Annotated in this window: 19 protein-coding genes; 14 read left to right on the forward strand and 5 right to left on the reverse strand. The window is 50.6% G+C overall.

The genetic code is table 11. The annotated features are described in order from the left end of the window. Positions 1 to 66: 66 nt before the first annotated feature. Complete coding sequence (locus tag ACLUXO_RS06315; protein WP_412136798.1) at positions 67 to 1,851, reverse strand: FAD-dependent oxidoreductase; 1,785 nt, start codon at positions 1,849 to 1,851, stop codon at positions 67 to 69. Positions 1,852 to 1,969: 118 nt separating this feature from the next. Further along, entirely contained in the window at positions 1,970 to 3,151 is a 1,182-nt protein-coding gene (locus ACLUXO_RS06320; protein ID WP_412136799.1) for an MFS transporter, read from the reverse strand. 220 nt (positions 3,152 to 3,371) lie between these two features. Here ACLUXO_RS06320 and ACLUXO_RS06325 point away from each other — a divergent pair, with 220 nt between their 5' ends. The 3 genes from ACLUXO_RS06325 to ACLUXO_RS06335 all read left to right on the forward strand — a co-directional run bounded on the left by ACLUXO_RS06325 (position 3,372) and on the right by ACLUXO_RS06335 (position 7,116). Next, positions 3,372 to 4,118, forward strand: a complete 747-nt coding sequence (locus ACLUXO_RS06325; protein ID WP_412136800.1) for a YczE/YyaS/YitT family protein — start codon at positions 3,372 to 3,374, stop codon at positions 4,116 to 4,118. Positions 4,119 to 4,235: 117 nt separating this feature from the next. After that, the gene (locus tag ACLUXO_RS06330) at positions 4,236 to 5,462 is read left to right on the forward strand and encodes an MFS transporter (RefSeq protein WP_412136801.1); all 1,227 of its coding nucleotides are present in this window, start codon (positions 4,236 to 4,238) and stop codon (positions 5,460 to 5,462) included. A 730-nt stretch (positions 5,463 to 6,192) separates the two neighbouring features. After that, complete coding sequence (locus ACLUXO_RS06335; RefSeq protein ID WP_412136802.1) at positions 6,193 to 7,116, forward strand: L-lactate dehydrogenase; 924 nt, start codon at positions 6,193 to 6,195, stop codon at positions 7,114 to 7,116. Positions 7,117 to 7,167: 51 nt separating this feature from the next. Here the strand turns inward: ACLUXO_RS06335 and ACLUXO_RS06340 are convergent, their stop codons facing one another. Beyond that, complete coding sequence (locus tag ACLUXO_RS06340; RefSeq protein WP_412136803.1) at positions 7,168 to 8,106, reverse strand: ROK family glucokinase; 939 nt, start codon at positions 8,104 to 8,106, stop codon at positions 7,168 to 7,170. Positions 8,107 to 8,272: 166 nt separating this feature from the next. Continuing rightward, a complete protein-coding gene (locus ACLUXO_RS06345) occupies positions 8,273 to 9,397 on the reverse strand; it encodes a 5-methyltetrahydropteroyltriglutamate--homocysteine S-methyltransferase (RefSeq protein WP_412136804.1) in 1,125 nt (374 codons plus the stop codon). Positions 9,398 to 9,532: 135 nt separating this feature from the next. On the opposite strand from ACLUXO_RS06345, the gene ACLUXO_RS06350 reads away from it, so the two are divergent. The 10 genes from ACLUXO_RS06350 (at position 9,533) to ACLUXO_RS06395 (ending at position 20,070) form a co-directional block, all read left to right on the forward strand. Then, positions 9,533 to 10,447 (forward strand): LysR family transcriptional regulator, encoded by a 915-nt coding sequence (locus tag ACLUXO_RS06350; protein ID WP_412136805.1) that lies wholly within the window; start codon positions 9,533 to 9,535, stop codon positions 10,445 to 10,447. A gap of 233 nt (positions 10,448 to 10,680) precedes the next feature. Then, the gene (locus ACLUXO_RS06355; RefSeq protein WP_412136806.1) at positions 10,681 to 11,382 is read left to right on the forward strand and encodes a hypothetical protein; all 702 of its coding nucleotides are present in this window, start codon (positions 10,681 to 10,683) and stop codon (positions 11,380 to 11,382) included. 240 nt (positions 11,383 to 11,622) lie between these two features. Continuing rightward, the gene (locus ACLUXO_RS06360) at positions 11,623 to 13,185 is read left to right on the forward strand and encodes an ATP-binding cassette domain-containing protein (RefSeq protein WP_412136807.1); all 1,563 of its coding nucleotides are present in this window, start codon (positions 11,623 to 11,625) and stop codon (positions 13,183 to 13,185) included. After that, complete coding sequence (locus ACLUXO_RS06365; RefSeq protein ID WP_412136808.1) at positions 13,182 to 14,759, forward strand: ATP-binding cassette domain-containing protein; 1,578 nt, start codon at positions 13,182 to 13,184, stop codon at positions 14,757 to 14,759. Before ACLUXO_RS06360 ends, ACLUXO_RS06365 begins: the two co-directional genes overlap by 4 nt. Positions 14,760 to 14,919: 160 nt before the next feature. After that, complete coding sequence (locus ACLUXO_RS06370) at positions 14,920 to 16,515, forward strand: acyl-CoA dehydrogenase family protein (protein WP_412136809.1); 1,596 nt, start codon at positions 14,920 to 14,922, stop codon at positions 16,513 to 16,515. Positions 16,516 to 16,717: 202 nt separating this feature from the next. Then, positions 16,718 to 17,545: an Rpn family recombination-promoting nuclease/putative transposase gene (locus tag ACLUXO_RS06375; RefSeq protein ID WP_412136810.1), complete on the forward strand. Its 828-nt coding sequence runs from the start codon at positions 16,718 to 16,720 to the stop codon at positions 17,543 to 17,545. A gap of 144 nt (positions 17,546 to 17,689) precedes the next feature. Continuing rightward, entirely contained in the window at positions 17,690 to 17,872 is a 183-nt protein-coding gene (locus ACLUXO_RS06380) for a hypothetical protein (protein WP_270448314.1), read from the forward strand. A gap of 108 nt (positions 17,873 to 17,980) precedes the next feature. Next, a complete protein-coding gene (locus tag ACLUXO_RS06385) occupies positions 17,981 to 18,280 on the forward strand; it encodes a hypothetical protein (protein ID WP_231523914.1) in 300 nt (99 codons plus the stop codon). Between the two features lie 410 nt (positions 18,281 to 18,690). Further along, a complete protein-coding gene (locus ACLUXO_RS06390; protein WP_002879583.1) occupies positions 18,691 to 19,170 on the forward strand; it encodes an S-ribosylhomocysteine lyase in 480 nt (159 codons plus the stop codon). Between the two features lie 18 nt (positions 19,171 to 19,188). Beyond that, positions 19,189 to 20,070, forward strand: coding sequence for a MetQ/NlpA family ABC transporter substrate-binding protein (locus tag ACLUXO_RS06395; protein WP_412136811.1), 882 nt, complete (start codon positions 19,189 to 19,191; stop codon positions 20,068 to 20,070). A gap of 43 nt (positions 20,071 to 20,113) precedes the next feature. Here ACLUXO_RS06395 and ACLUXO_RS06400 read toward each other — a convergent pair whose 3' ends face one another. Further along, on the reverse strand, positions 20,114 to 20,545 hold the full coding sequence (locus ACLUXO_RS06400) for a peptide deformylase (RefSeq protein ID WP_412136812.1): 432 nt from the start codon (positions 20,543 to 20,545) through the stop codon (positions 20,114 to 20,116). A gap of 225 nt (positions 20,546 to 20,770) precedes the next feature. Between ACLUXO_RS06400 and ACLUXO_RS06405 the strand changes: the two genes are divergently transcribed. Then, entirely contained in the window at positions 20,771 to 21,772 is a 1,002-nt protein-coding gene (locus ACLUXO_RS06405) for a D-2-hydroxyacid dehydrogenase (protein WP_412136813.1), read from the forward strand. Positions 21,773 to 22,003 lie beyond the last annotated feature (231 nt).

The raw sequence follows: 22,003 nt of genomic DNA on the forward strand, positions 1-22,003 counted from the left end.
ACAAAGTGTATGTTTTCACATAGCCTGTTTTAGGCCCGGGAGAAAATTTGTGAATTGTTAGCAATATTAGTGACTGGCACCGGAAGTTGCTTCTGGCTTAGGAGCCGGAGCATGGCTGGCGCTGGTAACAACGTCAACAGCGTAGTTGTTGGCATTGTCAGCAGCTGCGGTCCCTGCCACAAAACCGGAAGCGTAGGACCAGGAGTTCATCATTGACGGCATTGAGTCCTTGCCGTTGGCCCCGCCAACCAGTTCGCCGGCAGCGTAGAAGTTGGCAACTGGCTTAAAGTCGTTGTCCAAAAGCTGCATGTCCTTAGTGGCTTCGTAGCCGCCCATGGTGGTGCAGAAACGGAGCTTTTGTTCAATGACGTAGTAAGTGTCGCCTTCCAGTTCGTGGAGGAACTTGGCATCGCGGCCGAATTCCGGATCGCGGCCTGCCTTGGCATATTCCTGGTAGTGGTCGAAGGTTTCCTTCAAGTTGCCGTAGTCGATGCCGGCCTTTTGCGCTACAGTGGCCAGGTCACCCTTGACCAGAACCGGGCTCTTCTTACCGTCATTAGCAAAGAAGCCTTGGACTTCTTCAGCGGTGAAGCCGTACTTAAGCATCAGTTCATAGTAGCGGTCCCAGATCCGCTGGTCCATCAAGACAAAGCAGATCTTGTCCTTTTCATTGGCGATCGCGTCACGGAAGTGGGTGTAAGGCAGGCTTTCGTTGACCACCCGCTTGCCGGCCCGGTTGACAAAAATTGCCCCCATGTCGCTGGCTTCCTTGGTTGAGTAAGTAGTCAATTTGGCAATGCCAGGTTCAACTTCCAAGCCGTGCGGGTAAACCTTGTACCAGTCCAGGTTCCGGGTAACCAGGTTCATGCCCTTGGCAAAGCCGAAGTAGTCACCAGTTGAGGTCATTGGCCCGTAGTAAGGAATGTCAGTCTTGTGTTCCTTGAAGTCCTTGGCGCCCCAGCCGCCGGCGGCCAAAACCAGGGACTTGAAGTTGACCGTGGTGGTTTGGTGCTTGCCTTCAGCAACCAGGCTGGTCAAGACGCCGGCCGGGTTCTTCTTCAATTCTTCAACCCGGGCGTCGGTCAACAGGATCCCGCCCTTGGCCTTGAAGGCGTCAGCCACCTTAGTTACGACTTCGTAGGAGCTTTGGCTTGGCATTTCCACTTGCCGGTTGACACTGTGTTCAATGGTCTGGGTTTCTGCCTTTTGGTAAGTCAGACCCGCGAAGTCAGTGATAAAGTCGATGGCCTTGCCGATGTTGTCCGCCAGCAGGTGGGACATTTCAGGGTAGTTGGTCCCCCGGCATTCTCTGGTAATGTCGTCAAAAAGGCGTTGGGCTGAGTCTTCTTCAGCTGCAGAGCCAAAGAGCTTCTTGGCCAGTTTTGACCCGGTAGCCGTTACGTTGGACCCGTTCAAGATGGAAGCCCCGCCGACATAGCCGTTCTTTTCCAAAACGACGACCTTCTTGCCCATGGACAAGGCCCGGCAGGCAGCGATGAGGCCGGCCATGCCGGAGCCGACAACAGCCACGTCGACATCTAAAGTAACAGCCTTGTGGCTTCTGTCAACTGGCCGGGGAGCTGGCATGAGACCTGCTTCATCCAGCGCCTTTTGGCCGGATTCCAGGATGGCCTTGGTCATGATGGTTGCCCCGGAAACAGCGTCAACGTTGAAGCTGTTGGCAGCCAGAACATTGTCGCGGAGCTGGCCGAAGGCCTGGTTGAAGACAGCCTTGGTTTCTGAGCTCTTGGTTACCTTGATGTCGGCAATTTCCCGGTTTTCGATTTCAATGTCAAAGTCGATTTCCCCGTTACGGCCTTGTGCTTGCGCTTTAAGTGTTTCTTTACTCATGAGATCTTCTCCTGCTAATTATTTTTCTACAATCGCTTTCATTATAAAAAGACCGGTTACTTAAAAAAATAAGTCCCGGTCTTTTTATTAATAGATCGTCTTTATTAAAAATAATGTATTAATCAGCCTTACCCTGCTTCTTCTGGCCAACCCGCTTGACTACGAAGGCCAAAGCCGTGCCGACCAGCATATTGGCCACGTTCAAAAGCAGGATCAAACGCGGGGCAGCCGCGCCAGTCCGGGCCGTAATGGAAGCCGCCAGCTGGATGATGGCAAAGTTGGCGAAGGCTGAGAAGAAGCCGCCCCAAGACTGAACAGTCGCCTTCATGTCCGGGTACATCTGGCCCAGGACGCTTTGGCCCAGCTGGTAAAGACCGCTGGCCGCGAAGAAGCCGACCGCCAGACTGGTCAGGTAGAGGATTTGCGGGGCCTTGATGAAGTAGGCCAAAAGCAGGCCAGCAGCGCTGAGCAGGGGGTACCAGATCAAGATGTCGATTTCCTTGACCCCTTTTTTAATGATAAAGGAGTTGAAAAGGACGGCAATTGAGGCCCCAACCGCGTAGACTGACTGCAAGGAGCTGGGGTTGGCAATCCCGTAGGACTTGGCCAGTTCCTGGTAGGTATTGATCCAGAGCAGGAAGGCAGCCGTGGAAGTGAAACCCATCAAAACCAGGCTCCAGACGCCCAGGTTGAAGTCGTGCTTGGCTTTTTCCTGCTTTTTCGGGCCAGTGACCTGGTCTGGGTAAGGTGAAAAGGCCAGAATCAAGGCCATGACGATGTACAAAATGCCAGCCAGCATGAAGACGGTCCGGTAGCCTGAACCCAGGGCCGTCCCCAGCAGGATAGCTAAAGGCAGGCAGAATTGGCCGATATTGATGGCAAACTTAGACATGAGGCCGGCTACTGAGGCACTTTCTGGAAAGATTTCCATCAAGGCCGGGAAGTTGGACGCGTTCAAGAAGGAATTGGCGATCCCGCCCAGGATCCCGATGATGTAGGCAACCGCAAAATTCGGGGCATAAAGCAGGCCGATATAGTAGATAGCCCACAATAAGTGGCCGATGACGGCTGAGGCCCGGCGGCCAAAGTGGTCTGAAATAGGACCAGTGATCAAGATGGAGACGATCCCCCCGATCCCAACCGCGCTGACCACGCTCAATACTCCGGAAATTGAGGAATGCCAGAGGCTGGCAAACTGGGGCTTGAACTGGGCCAAAAGGGACATCCCGATCCCCATCATAAAGTATGAAAAGTAGACCGTACTGGCCGTAGCGGCATACCGGTGCTTCTTAACTGACATTGCTTTCACTCCTTTTGTTATTTTTCTCACTTAATTTCAGTATATAGTAAACCGTTTACATTTTGTAATAGAATGCTTATTTTTATTAATAGATTTATCTGATTAAAAAGCAGTTTATCGCCAGTAAATTATAATTAGAGAAAATCTATTGGAATCTCAGCAAACGATAGAGTAAAATTATGATACTTAAATAGCAAGTATATTTTTTTCGAGGCATATTTTGGATATCAGTAAATCACATTTCTCACTTCATGTTTTTCTGTCTTTCTTCAAACCGAAAGCCGGGTCTGGCTTTGACCCCCTTCCCCGCCGGCTGGCGGCCTTGACCTTTGGCCTGGTCTTGAATGCTTTTGGCAACGGGATCACCATTTCCAGCAATATCGGCACGGCCCCCTGGGGAGCGTCAGAGGTCAACCTGGCCCATATTTTCCATACCAGCATTGCCCTGGCCATGTTTTTGACTGGTTTTTTGGTGGCCGTCATCAACCAGCTGCTTATGCGGCGCTTTGACCTGCCCCGTTTCCTGGGCGAAGTCGTCTTTATCGCCTGCTTCAGCTACTTCATCAACTTGTTCACCAGGCTCTTTTCCGCCCTTGGCCTGCCGGACCTGCCTTTGCCTTGGCGGCTGGCAGCCGGGCTTTTGGGCATCATGACCCTGGGCTGCTCCATTTCCTTTTACCAAAGGGCAAATTTGCTCATGCACCCGAATGACGACACGACCAACATCCTCCGCTTCATGTACTGCAAGAACAAGGTGGTCCGGGCCCAGCTGATCAACTTCAGCGTTCCGCTTTTGCTTACCGGCATCTGCTGGCTGGCAACGGGCAAAGTCTATGCCGTCAATATTGGCACCCTCCTTTGCCTCCTGGTCAATGGGCCGATGATTGCCCTGGCTGACCAGCATCTTTGGCATAGTCTCCACCACAATATTGCCCTGCCGAAGGCCATCAGCGACCGGACTGAGTAATTAAATAACGATTGTTTTGCAAGAGCCCTTGACAATCTTAAGGAAAACGCAAATAATTGTTACCGATACAAAATAAGTAATGTCCGTGAGCATTAATTTTGGAGGTACAAGTTAATAATGGATAATACCAGCTCAATGTCCACTAACCAAAAGTGGGTTTTGGCCTCCATGTCTTCCGGCTTCCTGCTGGAAAACATGGACGTCATGTTCCTGTCTTTCTCCCTGTCGGAAATCATCGCGCAGATGCACATCAGCTCCGCGGCCGGCGGCTGGATCGGAACTTTTACCAACCTCGGAATGTTCTTCGGTGGCGCGCTCTTTGGGCTGCTAGGAGATCGTATCGGCCGGGTCAAAACTTTCAGCTATACGATCTTTCTTTTTGCCATCGCGACTGGCTTAACCTACTTTGCCCACAACATCACCGCCCTTTACGCTCTCCGCTTCTTAGCCGGGATCGGGGCCGGCGGTGAATACGGGGTCGGGATTGCCTTGATCGCGGAAAACTTCCAGGCTAATCAAATCGGCCGGGCCAGCTCGGTGGCGGCCGTGGGTGGCCAAATCGGCTCTATCGTGGCCGCTCTTCTGGCCGCCTGGATCATTCCGGCTTACGGCTGGAACACCCTCTTCCTCTTTGGGGTAGTGCCGGTTGTCTTGACCTACTTTGTCCGCCGCCACGTCAAGGAAAGCGATGAATTTTTGGCCGCTCACAAGAAGGCGGAAGAAACGAGTGAAAAGATCTCCTTCGGCCGCTTGTTTGAGACACCCCGCCTGGCTTTGCAGACCCTGGCCTTGATGCTGATGACGATCGTGCAGATTGCCGGCTACTTTGGCTTGATGAACTGGCTGCCGTCAATCGTGCAGAAGAAGCAGGGCCTGTCCGTTTCCGGCTCTTCTTACTGGATGATCGCTACTATCATCGGGATGAGCATTGGGATGATGGTCTTCGGGACGAGCATGGACAAGATCGGTCCCCGCTGGGCCTTCGGCATCTTCCTTTTGGGCAGCGCGGTCGTGGTCTTTGCCATCGTCAACGTGACCAGCTACTGGGCCATGCTCTTGGCCGGAGCCTTGACCGGCTTCTTCTCCAATGGGATGTTTGGCGGCTACGGGGCGGTAATCAGCCAGCTCTACCCGACTGAAATCCGGTCCACGGCTAACAACTTAATCATGAACACTGGCCGGGCCATCGGGGGCTTCTCTTCCGTCATCATTGGTGCCTTGATGGACCACTACAACCTGTACGTGGTTATGGGCTTCTTATCCGCCCTCTACATCATCAGCTTCCTGGTCATGATCAGCCTGCCAGGCCTTAAGGAAATCCAGGCCAAGAAGCGGGCAGCTTAAGGCTGGAAAGACAAAAGCAGGAAAACAAGCAAACTAACAAACTAGAAAACTAGAATTAAATATCTACCATGTCACGGCTTCAGCTCTGCTGGAGCCGTTTTTCTTTGGCTAGCTATCTTTTCTGAAAGTTTACCAAGTCACAAGCTTAATTTTTTGCAGTTTTCATTTTCCCCCAACCGCTTACAAAAAGATATGTTTTTTAATAATCAAAAAAGTGAGCTGTTTTTTTGATTATTAGCATAAACCGTAGTACTATATTCTTCGAAAGTTATGCGGCTAGTTATTTTTCTCATTTTTTCTCCTTCAGTCGTTATAATTTTCGGTACTACTGACAGGTGGCGATCCGAGCATGCCACCGGTTGGTGTAGCTCTTAATAGGTTCATGAGCAGCCCAGTTGCCATGCTTTTGCTTTTCTATTATGTTACTTGTTTTTTATAGGCAAGGGCCGGCTCTGAACTCAGATATGTATTTCAACATTTTTCGGTTCCTGTCTCTTACAGACAGACAAACTTATTTTTTCCTTACTCATCACATGCGGCGCCTCTACTCCTATCACTAACAGGCGCCGCCAAGCAAACTACTTTGTCGTAGCAAGCTTAAGTTTTATCACATCACATCACATTTCTAAGAAACGCAGTCCTCTGGGCCGCGTTTTTTATTTCCCGGGAAATTTTCCAGCTAATTCAGTTATAATATGGTTAGCTAATTTCCTTGAAGGAGGATTAAATAATGAGTAGAAAAGTCCTGCTAGTTGGCGACGGTGCTGTCGGTTCCAACTTTGCCAACGATTTATTGCAAACAACGCGGGTGGATGAACTGGTCATCTGCGACTTGAATAAAGACCGGGCCGCGGGCGACTGCCTGGACCTGGAAGACCTGACCTACTTTACGGGCCAGACCAAGCTGAGAGCTGGCGACTACAGCGACGCGGCTGACGCCGATGTGGTAGTTATCACGGCCGGCGTGCCCCGCAAGCCAGGTGAAAGCCGGCTTGACTTGATCAAGAAGAATGAAGCCATCTTGCGGAGCATCATTGATCCAGTCGTAGCTTCCGGCTTCAGCGGTATCTTCGTCGTTTCCGCCAACCCGGTCGACATCTTGACCACCTTGACCCAGAAGCTGTCCGGCTTCCCGAAGAAGCGGGTCATCGGCACCGGGACTTCCCTGGACTCAGCCCGTTTGCGGGTGGAGCTGGCCAAGCGGCTGCAAGTGCCAATTGAATCAGTCAACGCCTGGGTTCTGGGCGAACATGGCGACAGCAGCTTTGAGAACTTCTCAAGTGCCGTGGTCAACGGCAAGCCCTTGCTTGACTATCCAGGCATGACGAAAGCAGCCTTGGATGAGATTGAAGCCCACGTCCGGGAAAAGGGCGGCGAGATCATCGGCAAAAAGGGCGCGACCTACTATGGCGTGGCCATGATGCTGGCCAAAATCGTGGCGGCCATTTTGGAAAACAACGACCTGGCCCTGCCTCTTTCCGCGCCATTGCACGGGGAATACGGGATCAAGGATGAGATCTATCTGGGCACCCTGGCCATCATCAACGGGCAAGGGATCAGCCACGTGCTGGAATTGCCGTTAAATGACAGCGAATTGGCCAAGATGCAGGCCTCAGCCGCAACGATGAAGGCAACCCTGGACTCTTTAGACTAAACAAAATAAGCACCAGACTTTAAAAGCCTGGTGCTTTTTCTATATTCAAAATTACAGAACCATCTTAACGGCGCCGTACATACCGGCATCGTTGCCCAGTTGGGCCAGGGCGAATTCAGTACCTTCAGAAGCGTGGAAGGCCGCGTCAACGAAGTGCTTTTGCACAGTGTCAAGCAAGATTTGGCCAGCCTTGGAGACCCCGCCGCCGATAACGTAGACTTCTGGGTCAAAGACGCAGGAGATGGAAGCCAGGGCAGTACCCAAAGTTTCGCCGACAAAGTCCACGATTTCCAAAGCCAGCTTGTCGCCTTCCTTAGCCGCGTCAAAGACGGCCTTGGCGTCAAGTTGGTCTACCCCGCGCAGACTTGATTCTTCGCTGCTTTCAGCCAGAAGTTCCTTGGCCTTGCGGGCAATGCCAGTAGCGGAAGCGTATTGTTCCAGGTGGCCCTTCTTGCCGCAGCCGCAGAGCTGGGTTTCATCCTTATTGACCAGCATGTGGCCGATTTCCCCGGCAGCCCCAAAGGCACCAGCGACGATCTTGCCTTCAGAGATGATCCCGCCACCGACACCGGTACCCAGGGTAACCATGACAACGTTTTGGTGGCTTTCACCACCACCTTGCCACATTTCACCCAAAGCAGCAGCGTTGGCGTCGTTGGCTACCTTGACTTCGTCCAGGCCAGTCAGCTTGCGGACCTTTTCAGCCACGTTGAAGACGCCCCAGCCCAGGTTGACGCAGCGGTTGACGATTTCGTCGTCCAGGATTGGACCTGGCACGTCGATGCCGATCCCGGCTACTTCTTCCTTAGGAATGTCCAGTTCCTTCAGCTTGTCGTTCAGAGAAGCAGCGATGTCAGGCAGGATCTTGGACCCGTTGCCTTCTTTTCTAGTTGGGATTTCCCACTTTTGGGACAATTCACCGTTGGTTTCAAACAAACCAATCTTTACAGTGGTACCACCGATGTCAACACCAAATGCATATTTCTTCAAAGTAGTTGCCTCATTTCTTCAATGTTCTCTTTTTGCTAGTCCTATTATAAAGAAGAATTTGGCTTTTCGAAAGCGCTTCGGCTGACTTTTTGAGAAAATTATCAGACTTGTGACATTTTTTCCAAATATCAAAAAGATGCCCCGCGCAAGGAGGCATCCCTATTGATTATTCAGCGTCTGGCCAAACTTCCTTAGCCGTGTCGATGACCAGCTTGATCTTGGCCCATTGTTCTTCATCAGTCAAGTGGTTGCCTTCTTCAGTTGAGGCAAAGCCGCACTGAGTGCTGAGAGCCGTAGTAGCCAATGGGTGGTACTGGCCGGCTTCCTTGATCCGGGCCTTCAAAGCTTCCGGGTCTTCCAATTCCGGCTTCTTGCTGGTTACCAGGCCCAAAACAACTACCTTGTCAGCTGGCACTTCAGCTAAAGGAGCGAAGTCGCCTGACCGGTCATCGTCAAATTCCAGGTAGAAGGCGTCCACCCCTTTTTCCTTGAAGACGTAAGGCGCAGCTGGGCCGTAGCCGCCTTCTGAAGCCCAAGTTGAGTCGTAGTTGCCCCGGCAGATGTGGGTCGTGATCCGCAAGTCTTCTGGCAGGTCAACCAAGGCATTTTCATTGATTTCCTTGTAAAGCTGCAGGATTTCTTCGCGCTTGAGGTGGCCTTCGTCAAAAGCATGCCAGAAGCTGTCGTTGACCAAAACGCCCCAAGTACAGTCGTCCAGCTTGATGTCGCGGGCACCGTGCTTGTACAAGTCCAAAATCAATTCCCGGTAGACCTTGGAAACGTCCTTAGCCAGTTCTGCCCGGTCTGGGTAAACGACATCAGTAGCCGCGATCAATTCATCGTTGCGGCAAATCAATTCACAGTAGAGCTGAGCCGGGGCAGGGATACTCTGCCGGGCTTCAACGCCAGCCGCATCCGCCAAAGGCTTGAGGAAGTCGAAAGCTGCCACGTCCGGGTGGCCGGCTTCATAAGTCAATTTACCAACCAACTTGGCCGCGTCTGGCCGGGTTTCTTCATCATGGAAGAAGTAACCATGATCAGCCCGCACATGTTCAACCCCGCCAAAGCCCCAGAAAGTATCCAAGTGCCAATAGCTGCGGCGGAATTCCCCATCAGAAACTACCTTTAAGCCGGCAGCAACTTCTTTTTGCACCAGGTCCTTGATTTCCTGGTCTTCTACAGCCGTAAGCTCGGCCTGGCTGATCTCGCCGCGGGCAAATTTTTCCCGGGCTTCCTTTAATGCTGCTGGACGCAAGAAACTGCCGACAATATCGTAACGTGGAAATGACATCTGAATTACCTCCGAAGTTTTTAAATCGTATTTTTAATTTGCTCTTAATGCTTGTTATTATAGCCAGATCTCGTTATGATTGAAAATAGCTATTTTTATCGTGTATCGATAGATTTAAACTATGGAGGTTCAAGCATGCGCATTCAGCAACTGCTCTATCTGCAAAAAGTCGTCGCCCTCGGCAACATGACCGAGGCAGCCAAGGAACTTTTCATCGCCCAGCCCACCCTGTCCAGTGCCATCAAGCAGCTGGAAAAAGAAATGGGGATCACCATCCTGATCCGGGGCAAAAAAGGGGTTAGCTTAACCGAAGATGGCCGGGAGTTCATGCAATACGCCCAGCAGATCCTGGACCAGGTCCAGCTGCTTGAGCGCCGCTACGGCGACCAGTCCAGCGCGCCGAAGATTTTTTCCGTGGCGGCCCAGCACTATGCTTTCGCCGTTGACGCCTTCGTCCAGCTGTTAAAAGAAATCGGCCAGAGCGACTACCAAGCCAGCCTCAAAGAGATGCGGACCTATGAAGTCATCGAAGACGTGGCCAACCTCCACAGCGAGATCGGCATTGTCTACCTCAGCCGCTACAACCGCCAGGTCATGGAAAACAGCTTCCAGGAAAAGGAACTCAGCTTTACTCCCCTCTTTAAGGCCCGCCCCCACGTCTTTTTATACAGAAATCATCCCCTGGCCGGCAAAAAATCTATCTCTTTAGCCGACCTCTTGCCCTACCCCAAGCTCAGCTACGACCAGGGCCAGCACAATTCCTTCTATTACTGGGAAGAAACCTTGGCTGACCAGCACTCACCAAAATCCATCATTGTCAGTGACCGGGCCACCCTGTTTAACCTGGCAATCGGCTTAAACGGCTATACCATCTCTTCAGGGATCATCAACGCTGACTTAAACGGGGACGACATCATCGCCCGGCCTTTGATCAGCGACGAATACATTGAAATCGGCTACCTGACCAACCGCCTGCACCAGCTCTCTTCCATCGGGCAAAAGTATCTGGGCTACTTAAGGGAAAGCATTGAAAAGAATGCCAAGCGCTAACTTAATTTATTTCTAATAAGGATTAGCTGCTTTTTTCTAAAAAAATCCCGTCTCCGCTTAATTTTAATAACTTTGCGGCCTGTACAAGGTTTGCCAAACAGCTATTTTGTAGTAAAATTAAAAGATATAAACGGGCTTAGCACTTAGCTTTGAGCCAGATAAATTTTAACTTAGCATTAATCAAGCATTTTTTCAGCTCGGAAGAAATGCCTATACTGGAGGTTTAGACAACTATGGGTTGGATACTTTTATTATTGATCATCATCATCGGCGTGGGTACTTACATCAACTCCCGCAATGAAAAGAAGAAGCAATCCCAGCTGTGGGCACAGCGTCAAAAGGACAGCTATGTTCCGCCAATGCCGATCATCAGTCTGGAGACCGTTGATGGCGCAAACAAGCTGGTTGTCAAGAACGACTCAAGCGTCTACTTCACCCAATACGAAAAGGGCAAGGCTCCTTGGCCAGGTGGCGTTGAAAACTTCAGCGTATACTACGACGAGGATACCAAGCACTTGTTGATCTTGTCATTGGTACAAGAAAACGACAACATCGACTTTGGTGAAGTTGACCCTGAAGCAACTGAAAAGTTCCTGGCTGTCTTCCAAAGCGTTGGCGGTCACCTGGCTCAGCACTACGAATTGCTGACCTTGAACAAGGTTGACTCCAGCGACCTCAACCTGGCAGTCAAGTCCAGCCCGGCCAAGGTTTACTTCTACACTGAAAAGTCAGTAACTGACGGCAAGAAGCGCCTGTACTTCTCACCAGACCCGACTTCAACCGCCTACAAGCTTTTGGGCGTGGCAGTCAGCGATGGCAGCAATGGTGAAAAGAGCATCGACCTTAGCCTGGAAACCTTCAAGGGTGTTAAGGGTTCAATCTACACCACCCTGTCAGAAGCCGGCGTGAAGGACCTGCAGGAAAACTTCGCTTAATTAAAGCAGAATAGAATTACGCGGCAGTCTCCCAACTTTGGGAGGCTGCTTTTTGTGTTTCAGCATTAGCAAAAATGAACAAGAAGTAAAAAGCAATAGCACTGGAAATAGTTAATGTTTTCTGCTTATACCGGTTGTTTAAGCCTTTATATTAAATTAAGATTATAAAAGTTACACAACAAAGATACTATTTACAAGCCCAAGATCCTTTAGGAGAAAAAGACTACACGATTTTTGCCCATGACTTTACGTAAACTAATCAACAGCAACCGGGGCCGCTTCACCATCATCTTTGCCCTGCTGGTCATGACCCAGGTCATCGACGTTGCTTCAACTTACCTGTTCTCGCCAATGGTCAACCAAGTTTCCGCCGGCCGTTTTAACATTTTTTGCAGCCTGCTTCTGATCCAGTTTGCCCTGGCCTTAGTACTGAACTTGGCTTTCAACGGGGCCAACTACCTCTTCAGCAAGCAGACCCAGCAGTATCTGCACGGCGTCAGAGACAGACTGGCTGACCACTATTACAAGCAGCCTGCCGGCGTCTCCGAGATGACCAACCATTTTAGCCAAGACCTTGACACTTTGACTTACGATTACGCGACTGTTCTCTTTTACTTGATCTGTGACGTTATCAACGCGCTTATGGTTGCCGCCAGCCTCTTGTCTTTTCACTGGCTCCTGCTCCTGGCCAGCCTCTTAACCACCGTGACTTCCTTCGCGATTGCCCGCTTATTGGAAAAATACAGCAACCAGGCAACCGATCAATTATCGGTTGCCAACCAGCACTTTTTAGCGACTATCGCCCAATGGACTGCCGGCCTAGCAGAACTGCGCCGCTATTTTGCCAAAGGCCCTTATCAAAAAGCCCTGCTTAAGTCCGGCCAAGAGCTGGCCGACCGGCAAGTCGGCCGCCGCAAGATGAGCAGCCAGATCCAGTGCTTGCAGAGCCTTAGCAACGCCTTGGGCACGGTCAGCATCCCCCTCATCGCCGGCTTCCTTTTCTTTAAAGGACAGATGTCCATAGGTGGCGTCATCGCGGCTGGCTATTTTGCCAGTAGCATTTTTTCTGTCCTGGAAAACATCGCCGGCAGCTATTCCTTTCTGAATTCGACCAAAAGCCTCCGCCAGCGGCTTAGCCACTTGCAGGAAAGCAAGAAAAACAGCCTACTGCAGCCAGTCAGCCGAATGGCCCAAATCGAGGTCAAACAGGTCTCCCTAACCCGCGGCAAACAGCTTTTGTCCTACCCCGATTTGATAATCCATGCTGGTGAAAAAATTCTCATCACTGGCGACAGCGGCAGCGGTAAAAGCACTCTTTTAAAACTGCTTTTAGGTGATTTACAAGCTGAAAAAGGCCAGATCGTTTTTAAAGACGCTGCTGGCCAAGCCTTCCAGCCAGACCCTTACTCAATCGGCTACCTGGCCCAGGACCTGGTCCTGTTTCCCGCGACTTTGGCGGAAAACGTGACCATGCATAGCCCTGGCCTAAGTGCTGATCCCAAAAAATATCTGGAAATGGTCGGCCTCAAACTTGATCCCCAGCGCCAGATTACTCCAGACGATTTGACCCTGTCTGGCGGTCAAAAGCAAAAACTGGCTCTTACCCGGTCTTTTTGCCATGACTTCCCCCTGCTTTTGCTGGATGAATCATTGAGTGCGGTTGACCGGGCCGGCCAGGACCAGATCTTGCAAACTCTTTGCCAGTTGCCCGCAACCGTCCTCTTCGTTGCCCACAATTTAAGCCCTAAGCAAAAAGCCCACTTTGACCGGGAAATCAGCTTAGCTAAGAAGGAGCATGTATGACTTTTAAAGAATTTTACCTCTGCAAACCGGTCAAAAGCAGCCTGCTCTTCCTGGCCGCGGCTTTAAGTTCCTTGCTTCTGGTCGGGTCTTCTTATGCCTTGACCCTGGAATTCAATGCTTTAAGAAACCGGCAGCCCGGTCTTTTTGCCCAAATGTTGGCTTTGCAGCTGGCCTGTCTGGTCTTCAGTGCCTTGCTCACCTACTATGGCAACCTGGCCCTGGAAAAGCTGATCCAAAGCTACCTGCAGCAGATCCGGCAAGAGCTTGCCCTGCATATATTCAATGATGGCCAAGCACACGATCCAGCCCAGGCACAAAATCAGCTGCTTAAGGAAGGAGACCTGCTGACTGTCAGCTACCTGCGCAATATTTACAGCAGCTTTAAGGCCGGCATGATTGTCCTGGCCGCTGGCGGCGCCCTGCTCAGCTTTCACTGGAGCCTCTTTATCGCCTGCCTAATTTTTGCTTTGGTGCAGCTCTACCTGCCCCGCCTGCTGGATCGCCAGCTCAACCACGCCAACCAGAGACTAGCCGCGCAGAACCAGGCCTATCTTAAAGTCCTCGGCGACTGGTTGCTGGGCCTTGGCGACTTGCACCGCTGCCTGTCCTTAGCCTGGTTCAAAGAAAAAGCCGGCCTGGCCGCCAAGGAGCTTGAAGATGCCCATGTGCACAAAAGCGCCGTCTCTGCCCGCTTGGACTACCTCAACCAGCTGGCCTACTCACTTGGCAGCAGCTTGATCCTGCTCTTGACTGCTTTTCTGGTCATCCATCACTGGACGGCTTTTGGCCTGCTCAGCAGCATCGCTTCTTTTAACAGCGACTTTTTTGGCAATCTGCAAAACGCGGCTGACTACTTAGGCGAAATTTCCGGCAGCCGCCAGCTGCGGCAAGACCTGCTTAAGCAAAGAGAAGCCGTCCCAGAGAAAAAAGAGACTGGCCAGGTTCCTGCTGCTTTTACCAGCAGCCCCTTAACCGTTGACTTTTCCGGCCTAAGCCTGGCTTACCCGGCCATCAAGCTGCAGCCTGGAGAAAAAGTTTTGCTGACTGGCGAAAGCGGCCGGGGGAAAAGCACTTTTTTCAAGCTGCTCTTAGGCGAAGTCAAGGCCGCCAGTGGTGAAATTCACTATCTGGACCAACAGGGACAGGTCATTCAGCCCAACTTAAGTCAAATCGGCTATCTCCCCCAGGATCCCCAGCTTTTCCCCGGCAGCATTGCTGAAAACATGACCATGTTCAATCCGGCTTTAAATGATCACGACTTGCTCTTCCAAACAGCAAAGCAGGTAAACTTAAGTGAAGACCTGCGTCTTTGGCCAGCCGGGCTTGATACAAGGGTTGCCGTAGAAGACAGCAATGTTTCTGGCGGTCAGCGGCAAAAAATCGTTCTGGCCCGCAGCTATCTTTACCACAGTCGGCTGCTTTTGATCGATGAAGGCACCAGCGCCATTGACCAAGCCGCCACGCGGGACATTATTACCCGCTTGCTTGAGACAGATAAAACAATTCTGTTCATCGCCCATAATCTGCCCACGGAAACCCGCCAGCTTTTTGACCGGGAAATTCATTTGGATTAATCCTCAGCCTCACGCGAGTGAGGCTTTTTTATTCCTCCTATTGCACACTAGTACCAGTTCATGATAGTATATTAATTATAAAAGCGCTTTCTGGATTACTGATTGTTCAAATTTTAGATCGAGACATTTTATATAAAAAAAGAATGATGAGGAAACTGACATGACAAACGAAACTGAACTTTTGCAAGCCGTCAAGCAACTGGCCGCTAAGGACGTAGCACCTTTTGACCTGCAGATCGACCGGATGGCCAAGCTGCCAAACGGCCTTTTCCAGAAGATCGTTGACCTGGGCCTTTTGAAGGCAAAAATTCCTAAAGAATATGGCGGCTTAGGCGTCAGCGCCATGACTGCCGGCAAGATCGTCAACATCCTGGCCAAGGCCAACGCCAGTGTCGGCGTAATGCTGGAAGGCCACTACAAGAGCTGTGACCAGCTGGCCAAGTACGGTACTGACGCCGCTAAGGCGCGCTACTTTGCCTGGGGCGCCCAAGCCATCCTCGGTTTCTCCAACACTGAACCAGAAGGCGGCTCCAACCCAAGTGCCCACCAGTCCTACGCTGTTGAAAAGGACGGCCGCTGGATCATCAATGGTGACAAGGTCATGATCACCAACGGGACCCTGGCTCAAGTTTACTCAGTCAACGTGAAGACTGGTCCTGACGAATACTCTGTCTTTATCGTGGACAAGGGGATGCCAGGTTTTTCCTTTGGCTATGTTGAAAAGTTCATCGGCCTGCGGGGGATTCCTTGCGGGGAAGTTGTCATGAACCAGATCGAAGTTGGTCCGGAAAACATGTTGGGCAAGCGGGGGCAAGGTTTGGAAATTGCCAACAACGCCCACGATGATGCCCGCTACTTGATGGGGGCCGTTTTGACCGGGATTCAAGAACACGCTCTTGATATTGCCAAGAACTACGCAGCTAAGCGCAAGTCTGGCAAGACCCTGCTCAAGGACATGCAGGTTACCCAGTACAAGATCAGCAAGATCGCGACTAACAAGGAACTGACCCGCCTGGTTTACCAAGAAGCAGCCCGCTTGAAGGACGCCGGCCAGCCATACATGGAACAATCGGCTATGGCCAAGTGCTTTGGGAGCAAGGCTGCGGTTGAATCCTGCGACTTGACCCTGCAGATCATGGGTGGCTACGGCTACAGCGCTGAATTTGCTCCAGAACACCTGGTAAGAGATGCCAGAGCCATGGAAATTGCTGAAGGTACGATTGAAAAGATGTACACGGAAATCAGCAACGCTGAAATGGCTAATGTACCAAGCCAGGAAGTGGCCAGAAAGCAGGCTGACTTGACCGACCTTGACCAGATCCTGCCGCTTTTGGAAGCAGCCAAGACCCCAGCCGGCGCGGTTGACGCGGTAAGCAGCCCATCACAAGCAGCCGGCCTGCCAAAGGCCAAGATCGTTCTGGCTCTGGGCCGTGGTGCCAACCAGCCGGAAACTATCGCTCTGGCCAAGCAAGTAGCTGAAAAGCTGGGTGCTGAAATCGGGGTTACCAGACCAATGGTCGGCTCAGACTTCAACCGTGGCCAGCAGCTCGGCGTCAACGGCCATAAGATCAAGCCGCAAGTTTTGATCAACCTGGGGATTGCCGGCGCGCCGCAATACACCTTTACTGTTGACCATGCTGAAAACATCATCTCCGTCAACACCAACCCGAACGCTATCGTCTTCGAAGGCTCAGACTACCGCTACGTCGGCAGCACTTACGACTTCTTGAAGGAACTGCTCAACCGCTTGGGCTAAAAATTAATAACCGCCAGCCGCTGGTATTTAACCGCGGCTGGCGGTTTTTTCTTTACTCTGGGCGAGTAGTGTAAAGAGTTTTGGGGCTTTTTCGCCATTTCCCTCAAATAAATTGAATTTGTCAGAAAATTTTTGCCGAAATAAACGTACTAGTAAATGGAGGGGTAAAAAATGGCTTACTAGCGAAAGGATGCTTTATAATATGGTCAAGGAAAATAATTTGAACCAGTACGAACCGATTGGCATTACTGACGATTTTATGTTTTTCGCGGTGATGAGCGATGAACAGATCTGCACCCGGCTCTTGCAAGAATTGTTGCCAGAACTCAAGATCAAAAAGGTGACGACAAAAGCCCAGTCACAAATCAAGGGTGGCCGTGAAGACAAGGCTATCCGGTTGGATATCCAGGCCTTTGACGAACAAGGGCGGATCTATGACATCGAAATGCAACTCTCCCGGGATTTCCAGCCCAAGCGGAGCCGCTATTACAAGGCTTTAGTTGACATGACCACTTTGCTGGCCGGGACTGACTACGATGATTTGCCACCGATGTTCGTAATTATCTTCTCTCCCTTTGACCAGTTCGGGGACAAGGAGCGGGTTTCAGATTACATCGTGTATTGTCCGAAAACGCACCGGGCACTTGGTGATGGCACTCACGTCGTCTACGTCAACTCAAAGGGAGTGAACGGCAAAGTCAGTCCGACCATGCAGAAGTTCTTGGATCTGATGAATGGCCAAGTTGACCGCAAGAATGCTCTGATCAATGACATCGCCAAGAAGATGGATTACTACAATCATAATCAAGAATGGAGGGCGAACAGATTGGAATACGAGACAACTTTACGCCATGAGCGCAAGCTCGGCGTTGATGAAGGCCGCAAGCAAGGATTGGATGAGGCAAAAATGGCAGACGCTTTAAGTGTAATGGTAAAGTTTAACGTTTCTGCAGAAGAGGCGCTAGACGCTTTAGGCGTTCCAAAGTCTGACCAGCCCAAGTACTTGCAGATGATGAAAGAAAAAGTTTAATCATTCAAAAACGAAGCTGCAGATTAAAGCAGCTTCGTTTTTTTGATGTATAATGTAAAAAGTTATACATAATTAATATATAGAGTTATAATTATCTTAATGTCAAAAGTGAAAAGCATGTTTTTTGAAATGGAGTGAGAAAAAATGATTTTAGCTGAGGTAGCTTACAACATCTGGCCAGTCTTGCTTGCCCAACTGGTCGGCATCATCATCTTCTTCGTGATCGCCTACTACTTTGCCAAGTTCCTGGTAATTAAACTGACCCCCTTAGTCCTCAAGATCAAGCGCGAGGAAGAAGCCAAGCAGAACCGCGGCCAGGACGATTAGCCGGCTTGGATAATTTCCACTTGTATGCGATTAGAAACAGAACTATAATTCCAGGTATTAATACTGTATTTGTTGTTTTCTAGGAAAGTAAATTTTTGAGGCATTATCATGACTCGTTTATTAATCAGCTATTTTTCAGCTGGGTTAATGATCGGCTTTGTTTTGACTGCACCCTTTGCGCCAAGGATGCAAAAGATTACAGACTTCTTCCGTTACCGGATTGGCTATTGGAACATGCTGATTCCTATCGGAATTATCGTAGTTACCAACGCGGCGGCCTATAGCATGCTGAACATCGCCGGACTGGCCCTTCTAGGTCCTTTTGACTTGATCTTCATTGGCGCGACGATTGCCGACTATCTGCGGGACCGGAAATTTAATTCCGGCAAGCAAAAGCAGGACGATTAGCCGGACTAGATAATTTTTGCCGCGAAAGGTTGACAAGCGGCTATCGTTATTATATTATGATTAAAAAATGAAAACACGTTGACAAGGAAAAGATAAGTAGCTGGTCAAATCTTCTTTCAGAGAGGCGCGGTGGCTGAAAAGCGCTGAAGAGGCCCCGGCGAACATGGTCTTTGAGTCATACGGGAGGCGAGCTCCGGCAAGCTTCCCGCGGGAGGCGCCCGATACCGCGCCCGAGTATAACTCCGCCCAGGCGGAGCGTACTTAAAGGCGGCCTCTTTTGGCCGTGAAGATGGGTGGTAACACGCTAATACGTCCCTGAGCGAAAGCATTTCGTTCAGGGACTTTTTTTGTCACGTTTTTTCAAGTAATTTAGTCAAGCAGTATTTTTTAGAAAAAAGGAGATTATCATCATGGCTAAAGTAGAAAGTTTTGAATTGGACCACACTAAAGTTAAGGCGCCTTACGTCCGCCTGATCACCGTTGAAGAAGGCCCTAAGGGCGACAAGATCTCCAACTTCGACCTCCGCCTGGTGCAGCCTAACGAAAATGCCATTCCAACTGGCGGCCTGCACACCATTGAACACCTCCTGGCCAGCCTCCTGCGCGACCGCTTAGACGGCGTCATCGACTGCTCCCCATTCGGCTGCCGGACTGGTTTCCACTTGATTACCTGGGGTGAACACAGCACCACTGAAGTAGCCAAGGCCCTGCGTGACTCCCTCAAGGCCATCAGAGACGACATCACTTGGGAAGACGTGCCTGGTACCACCATCGAAAGCTGCGGCAACTACCGCGACCACTCCCTCTTCAGCGCCCAGGAATGGTGCAATGACATCCTGAAGAAGGGCATCAGCGATGACCCATTTGACCGCCACGTGGTTGAAGACTAGTTTTTAGGAGCAAAAATCATGAGAAGAAAGAAAAAGCAGCAGCGGCTCATCGCCGCCGCCATTGCCCTCGTCATCATCATTGCCGCCTTCTTCGCCCTGCGCCTGACTTCTTCCCGGCAAACGGCCAAGAGCCAGACGACTACCGTCACTGTCGGCTCTATCGGCCCCGACATCCAAGTCTGGCAGCACATCGCCAAGAGCAGCCAGGCCAAAAAGCTGGGCCTTAAGATCAAGGTGAAGGCTTTTACCGATGGGCCAAGCCTCCTGCGGGCAACCTCCGACGGCAGTATCAACGTCAGTGCCTTCGCTTCCTGGGCTTACCTGGAAGCCTACAATAAGTCCAAGAGCAACACCGGCCAGCAAGTAGCCCTGGCCACGACCTACCTGGAACCAATGGGGATCTACTCATCTAAGTACAAGAAGCTCTCCGACCTGCCTAAAGGCGCCACCATCGCCCTGGCCAACAATGCCGCCAACGAAGCCAGAGGGCTCCTGCTTTTGCAAAGCGCCGGCCTGATCAAGCTGAAGAAGAACTTTGACGCAGCCAGCGGCAACACCAACGACATTGTTTCCAACTCCAAGAAGTTCAAGTTCAAGCTGATTGATGACACCACCGGCCCGCGGATCATCAAGTCCGTCGACGCCGTCCTCATCGGCAACACCATCGCCCTGGCCGGCAACTTGAACGTGCTGAAGGACTCCCTTTACCACGAAAAGATCGACCAGAGCACCAAGAACAACATCAATGTCCTGGCCACTGCCAAGAAGAGCAAGAACAATGCCGCTTACAAGAAGCTGGGCAAGCTCTACCATAACAAGCAGATCCAAAAGTGGATCGCCAAGAAATACTCCGGCACCAAAGTCGAAGTCAACAAGCCGGTCTCCTACCTGACCGATTAAAAAAGCTGAGCCGTTTGGCCCAGCTTTTTGCTTTCCTACCTTATTAAATTAATTTACCCTTGCAGTGGTCGACCTCATGCTGGATAGTTTCCGCCACAAAGCCCGTAAAGGCCTGCTCATGCTCTTTTAAGTCCATATCCTGGTATTTGACCGTAATCTCTTCATAGCGGTCAGCTGGCCGCTCTCCCGGCAAAGACAGGCAGCCTTCTTCTGCCAAATAGTGGCCGGATCTTTTAACGATCTTAGGGTTGAGCATAACTATAGGTAAAAAGCCGGCGTTGACCGCGATAATTGCCTTGTTTACCCCAATCATGTTGGCGGCCAGGCCAGCGGCGGGCGGCAGGCCGTCAACGCTTTCCCGGTGGGCCAGCAAGGTGTCCAGCAGGTCCTGGGCCGCTTGCCGGTCACTGGCCGCCGCTTTAGCTGCCGGCTGGCTTAAACTGAGGGGGTCGTGGATGATTTTTTGCACTGTCATTTTTCTTGCTCCTTTATTTGCTAAGACCAGTTTAAAGGGTCTGGGCCTTTTTGACAAATAAGGCTTGTGAAAAATGCTCACGTTCACGAACTAACAGCAGGCCATTCGTTAAGTGTAGCGCTTACAAGAAAAATATTTGCTCAAATACTCACATTTTAGTTTTTTACCAGGCGATTTTGTGCTAAGATTATCAATGTAAGAGCAAGAATAACGGAGGGACAATTAATGACTAAAATTTTTGCTTACGCAATTCGTGAAGATGAAAAGCCATTCTTGAAGGAATGGGAAGACGCTCACAAGGACGTCGAAGTTGAATACACTGACAAGCTTTTGACTCCAGAAACTGCTGCTTTGGCAAAGGGTGCTGACGGTGTTGTTGTTTACCAACAACTTGACTACACTGCTGAAACTCTGCAAGCTTTGGCAGACAACGGCATCACTAAGATGAGCCTGCGTAACGTTGGTGTTGACAACATCGACATGGCTAAGGCTAAGGAACTTGGCTTCCAAATCACCAACGTTCCAGTTTACTCACCAGACGCCATCGCAGAACACGCTGCTATCCAAGCTGCCCGCATCCTGCGTCAAGACAAGGCTATGGACGAAAAGGTTGCCCGTCACGACTTGCGTTGGGCACCAACTATCGGCCGTGAAGTTCGCGACCAAGTTGTTGGTGTTGTAGGTACTGGCCACATCGGTCAAGTCTTCATGCAAATCATGGAAGGCTTCGGCGCTAAGGTTATCGCTTACGACATCTTCCGCAACCCAGAATTGGAAAAGAAGGGCTACTACGTAGACTCACTTGACGACCTGTACAAGCAAGCTGACGTTATTTCCCTGCACGTTCCTGACGTTCCAGCTAACGTTCACATGATTAACGACAAGTCAATCGCTGAAATGAAGCAAGACGTAGTTATCGTTAACGTATCACGTGGTCCATTGGTTGACACTGACGCTGTTATCCGTGGTTTGGACTCAGGCAAGGTCTTCGGTTACGTAATGGACGTTTACGAAGGTGAAGTTGGCGTCTTCAACGAAGACTGGGAAGGCAAGGAATTCCCAGACGCACGTTTGGCTGACTTGATCGCTCGTCCAAACGTTCTGGTGACTCCACACACTGCTTTCTACACTACTCACGCTGTTCGCAACATGGTAGTTAAGGCCTTCGACAACAACCTTGAATTGGTTGAAGGCAAGGAAGCTGAAACTCCAGTTAAGGTTGGCTAATCTAGCCGCTTAGAAATCCCTTTTTTAAAACTTACAGATTTTCTTACAACAATCTACTTAAAAATTACTTACATTACTTTACAAACACATACTTTTAAACTTATCCATTAAAAGCTAAAACGAAAACCCGCGGGGCCTTCTCACCCGCGGGTTTTTGCTTGCTTATTTTTGGAGTAGAATATACTTACCAAAAAGGCGAAAACAACTAAGTGTTAACTGCTATAGAGGTAA

Origin of the sequence: Lactobacillus delbrueckii subsp. bulgaricus, from assembly GCF_046938665.1 — a bacterium.
GTDB classification, from domain to species: domain Bacteria; phylum Bacillota; class Bacilli; order Lactobacillales; family Lactobacillaceae; genus Lactobacillus; species Lactobacillus delbrueckii_C.

What these genes read in the sequence shown, in the direction of transcription:
- ACLUXO_RS06350 (WP_412136805.1), top strand. Translation starts at nt 9,533, where the DNA reads ATGCGCATTCAGCAACTGCTCTATCTGCAAAAAGTCGTCGCCCTCGGC.
- ACLUXO_RS06400 (WP_412136812.1), bottom strand. Translation starts at nt 20,545, where the DNA reads ATGACAGTGCAAAAAATCATCCACGACCCCCTCAGTTTAAGCCAGCCG.
- ACLUXO_RS06335 (WP_412136802.1), top strand. Translation starts at nt 6,193, where the DNA reads ATGAGTAGAAAAGTCCTGCTAGTTGGCGACGGTGCTGTCGGTTCCAAC.
- ACLUXO_RS06385 (WP_231523914.1), top strand. Translation starts at nt 17,981, where the DNA reads ATGACTCGTTTATTAATCAGCTATTTTTCAGCTGGGTTAATGATCGGC.
- ACLUXO_RS06360 (WP_412136807.1), top strand. Translation starts at nt 11,623, where the DNA reads ATGACTTTACGTAAACTAATCAACAGCAACCGGGGCCGCTTCACCATC.
- ACLUXO_RS06395 (WP_412136811.1), top strand. Translation starts at nt 19,189, where the DNA reads ATGAGAAGAAAGAAAAAGCAGCAGCGGCTCATCGCCGCCGCCATTGCC.
- ACLUXO_RS06380 (WP_270448314.1), top strand. Translation starts at nt 17,690, where the DNA reads ATGATTTTAGCTGAGGTAGCTTACAACATCTGGCCAGTCTTGCTTGCC.
- ACLUXO_RS06375 (WP_412136810.1), top strand. Translation starts at nt 16,718, where the DNA reads ATGGTCAAGGAAAATAATTTGAACCAGTACGAACCGATTGGCATTACT.
- ACLUXO_RS06345 (WP_412136804.1), bottom strand. Translation starts at nt 9,397, where the DNA reads ATGTCATTTCCACGTTACGATATTGTCGGCAGTTTCTTGCGTCCAGCA.
- ACLUXO_RS06355 (WP_412136806.1), top strand. Translation starts at nt 10,681, where the DNA reads ATGGGTTGGATACTTTTATTATTGATCATCATCATCGGCGTGGGTACT.
- ACLUXO_RS06365 (WP_412136808.1), top strand. Translation starts at nt 13,182, where the DNA reads ATGACTTTTAAAGAATTTTACCTCTGCAAACCGGTCAAAAGCAGCCTG.
- ACLUXO_RS06405 (WP_412136813.1), top strand. Translation starts at nt 20,771, where the DNA reads ATGACTAAAATTTTTGCTTACGCAATTCGTGAAGATGAAAAGCCATTC.
- ACLUXO_RS06320 (WP_412136799.1), bottom strand. Translation starts at nt 3,151, where the DNA reads ATGTCAGTTAAGAAGCACCGGTATGCCGCTACGGCCAGTACGGTCTAC.
- ACLUXO_RS06390 (WP_002879583.1), top strand. Translation starts at nt 18,691, where the DNA reads ATGGCTAAAGTAGAAAGTTTTGAATTGGACCACACTAAAGTTAAGGCG.
- ACLUXO_RS06370 (WP_412136809.1), top strand. Translation starts at nt 14,920, where the DNA reads ATGACAAACGAAACTGAACTTTTGCAAGCCGTCAAGCAACTGGCCGCT.
- ACLUXO_RS06315 (WP_412136798.1), bottom strand. Translation starts at nt 1,851, where the DNA reads ATGAGTAAAGAAACACTTAAAGCGCAAGCACAAGGCCGTAACGGGGAA.
- ACLUXO_RS06330 (WP_412136801.1), top strand. Translation starts at nt 4,236, where the DNA reads ATGGATAATACCAGCTCAATGTCCACTAACCAAAAGTGGGTTTTGGCC.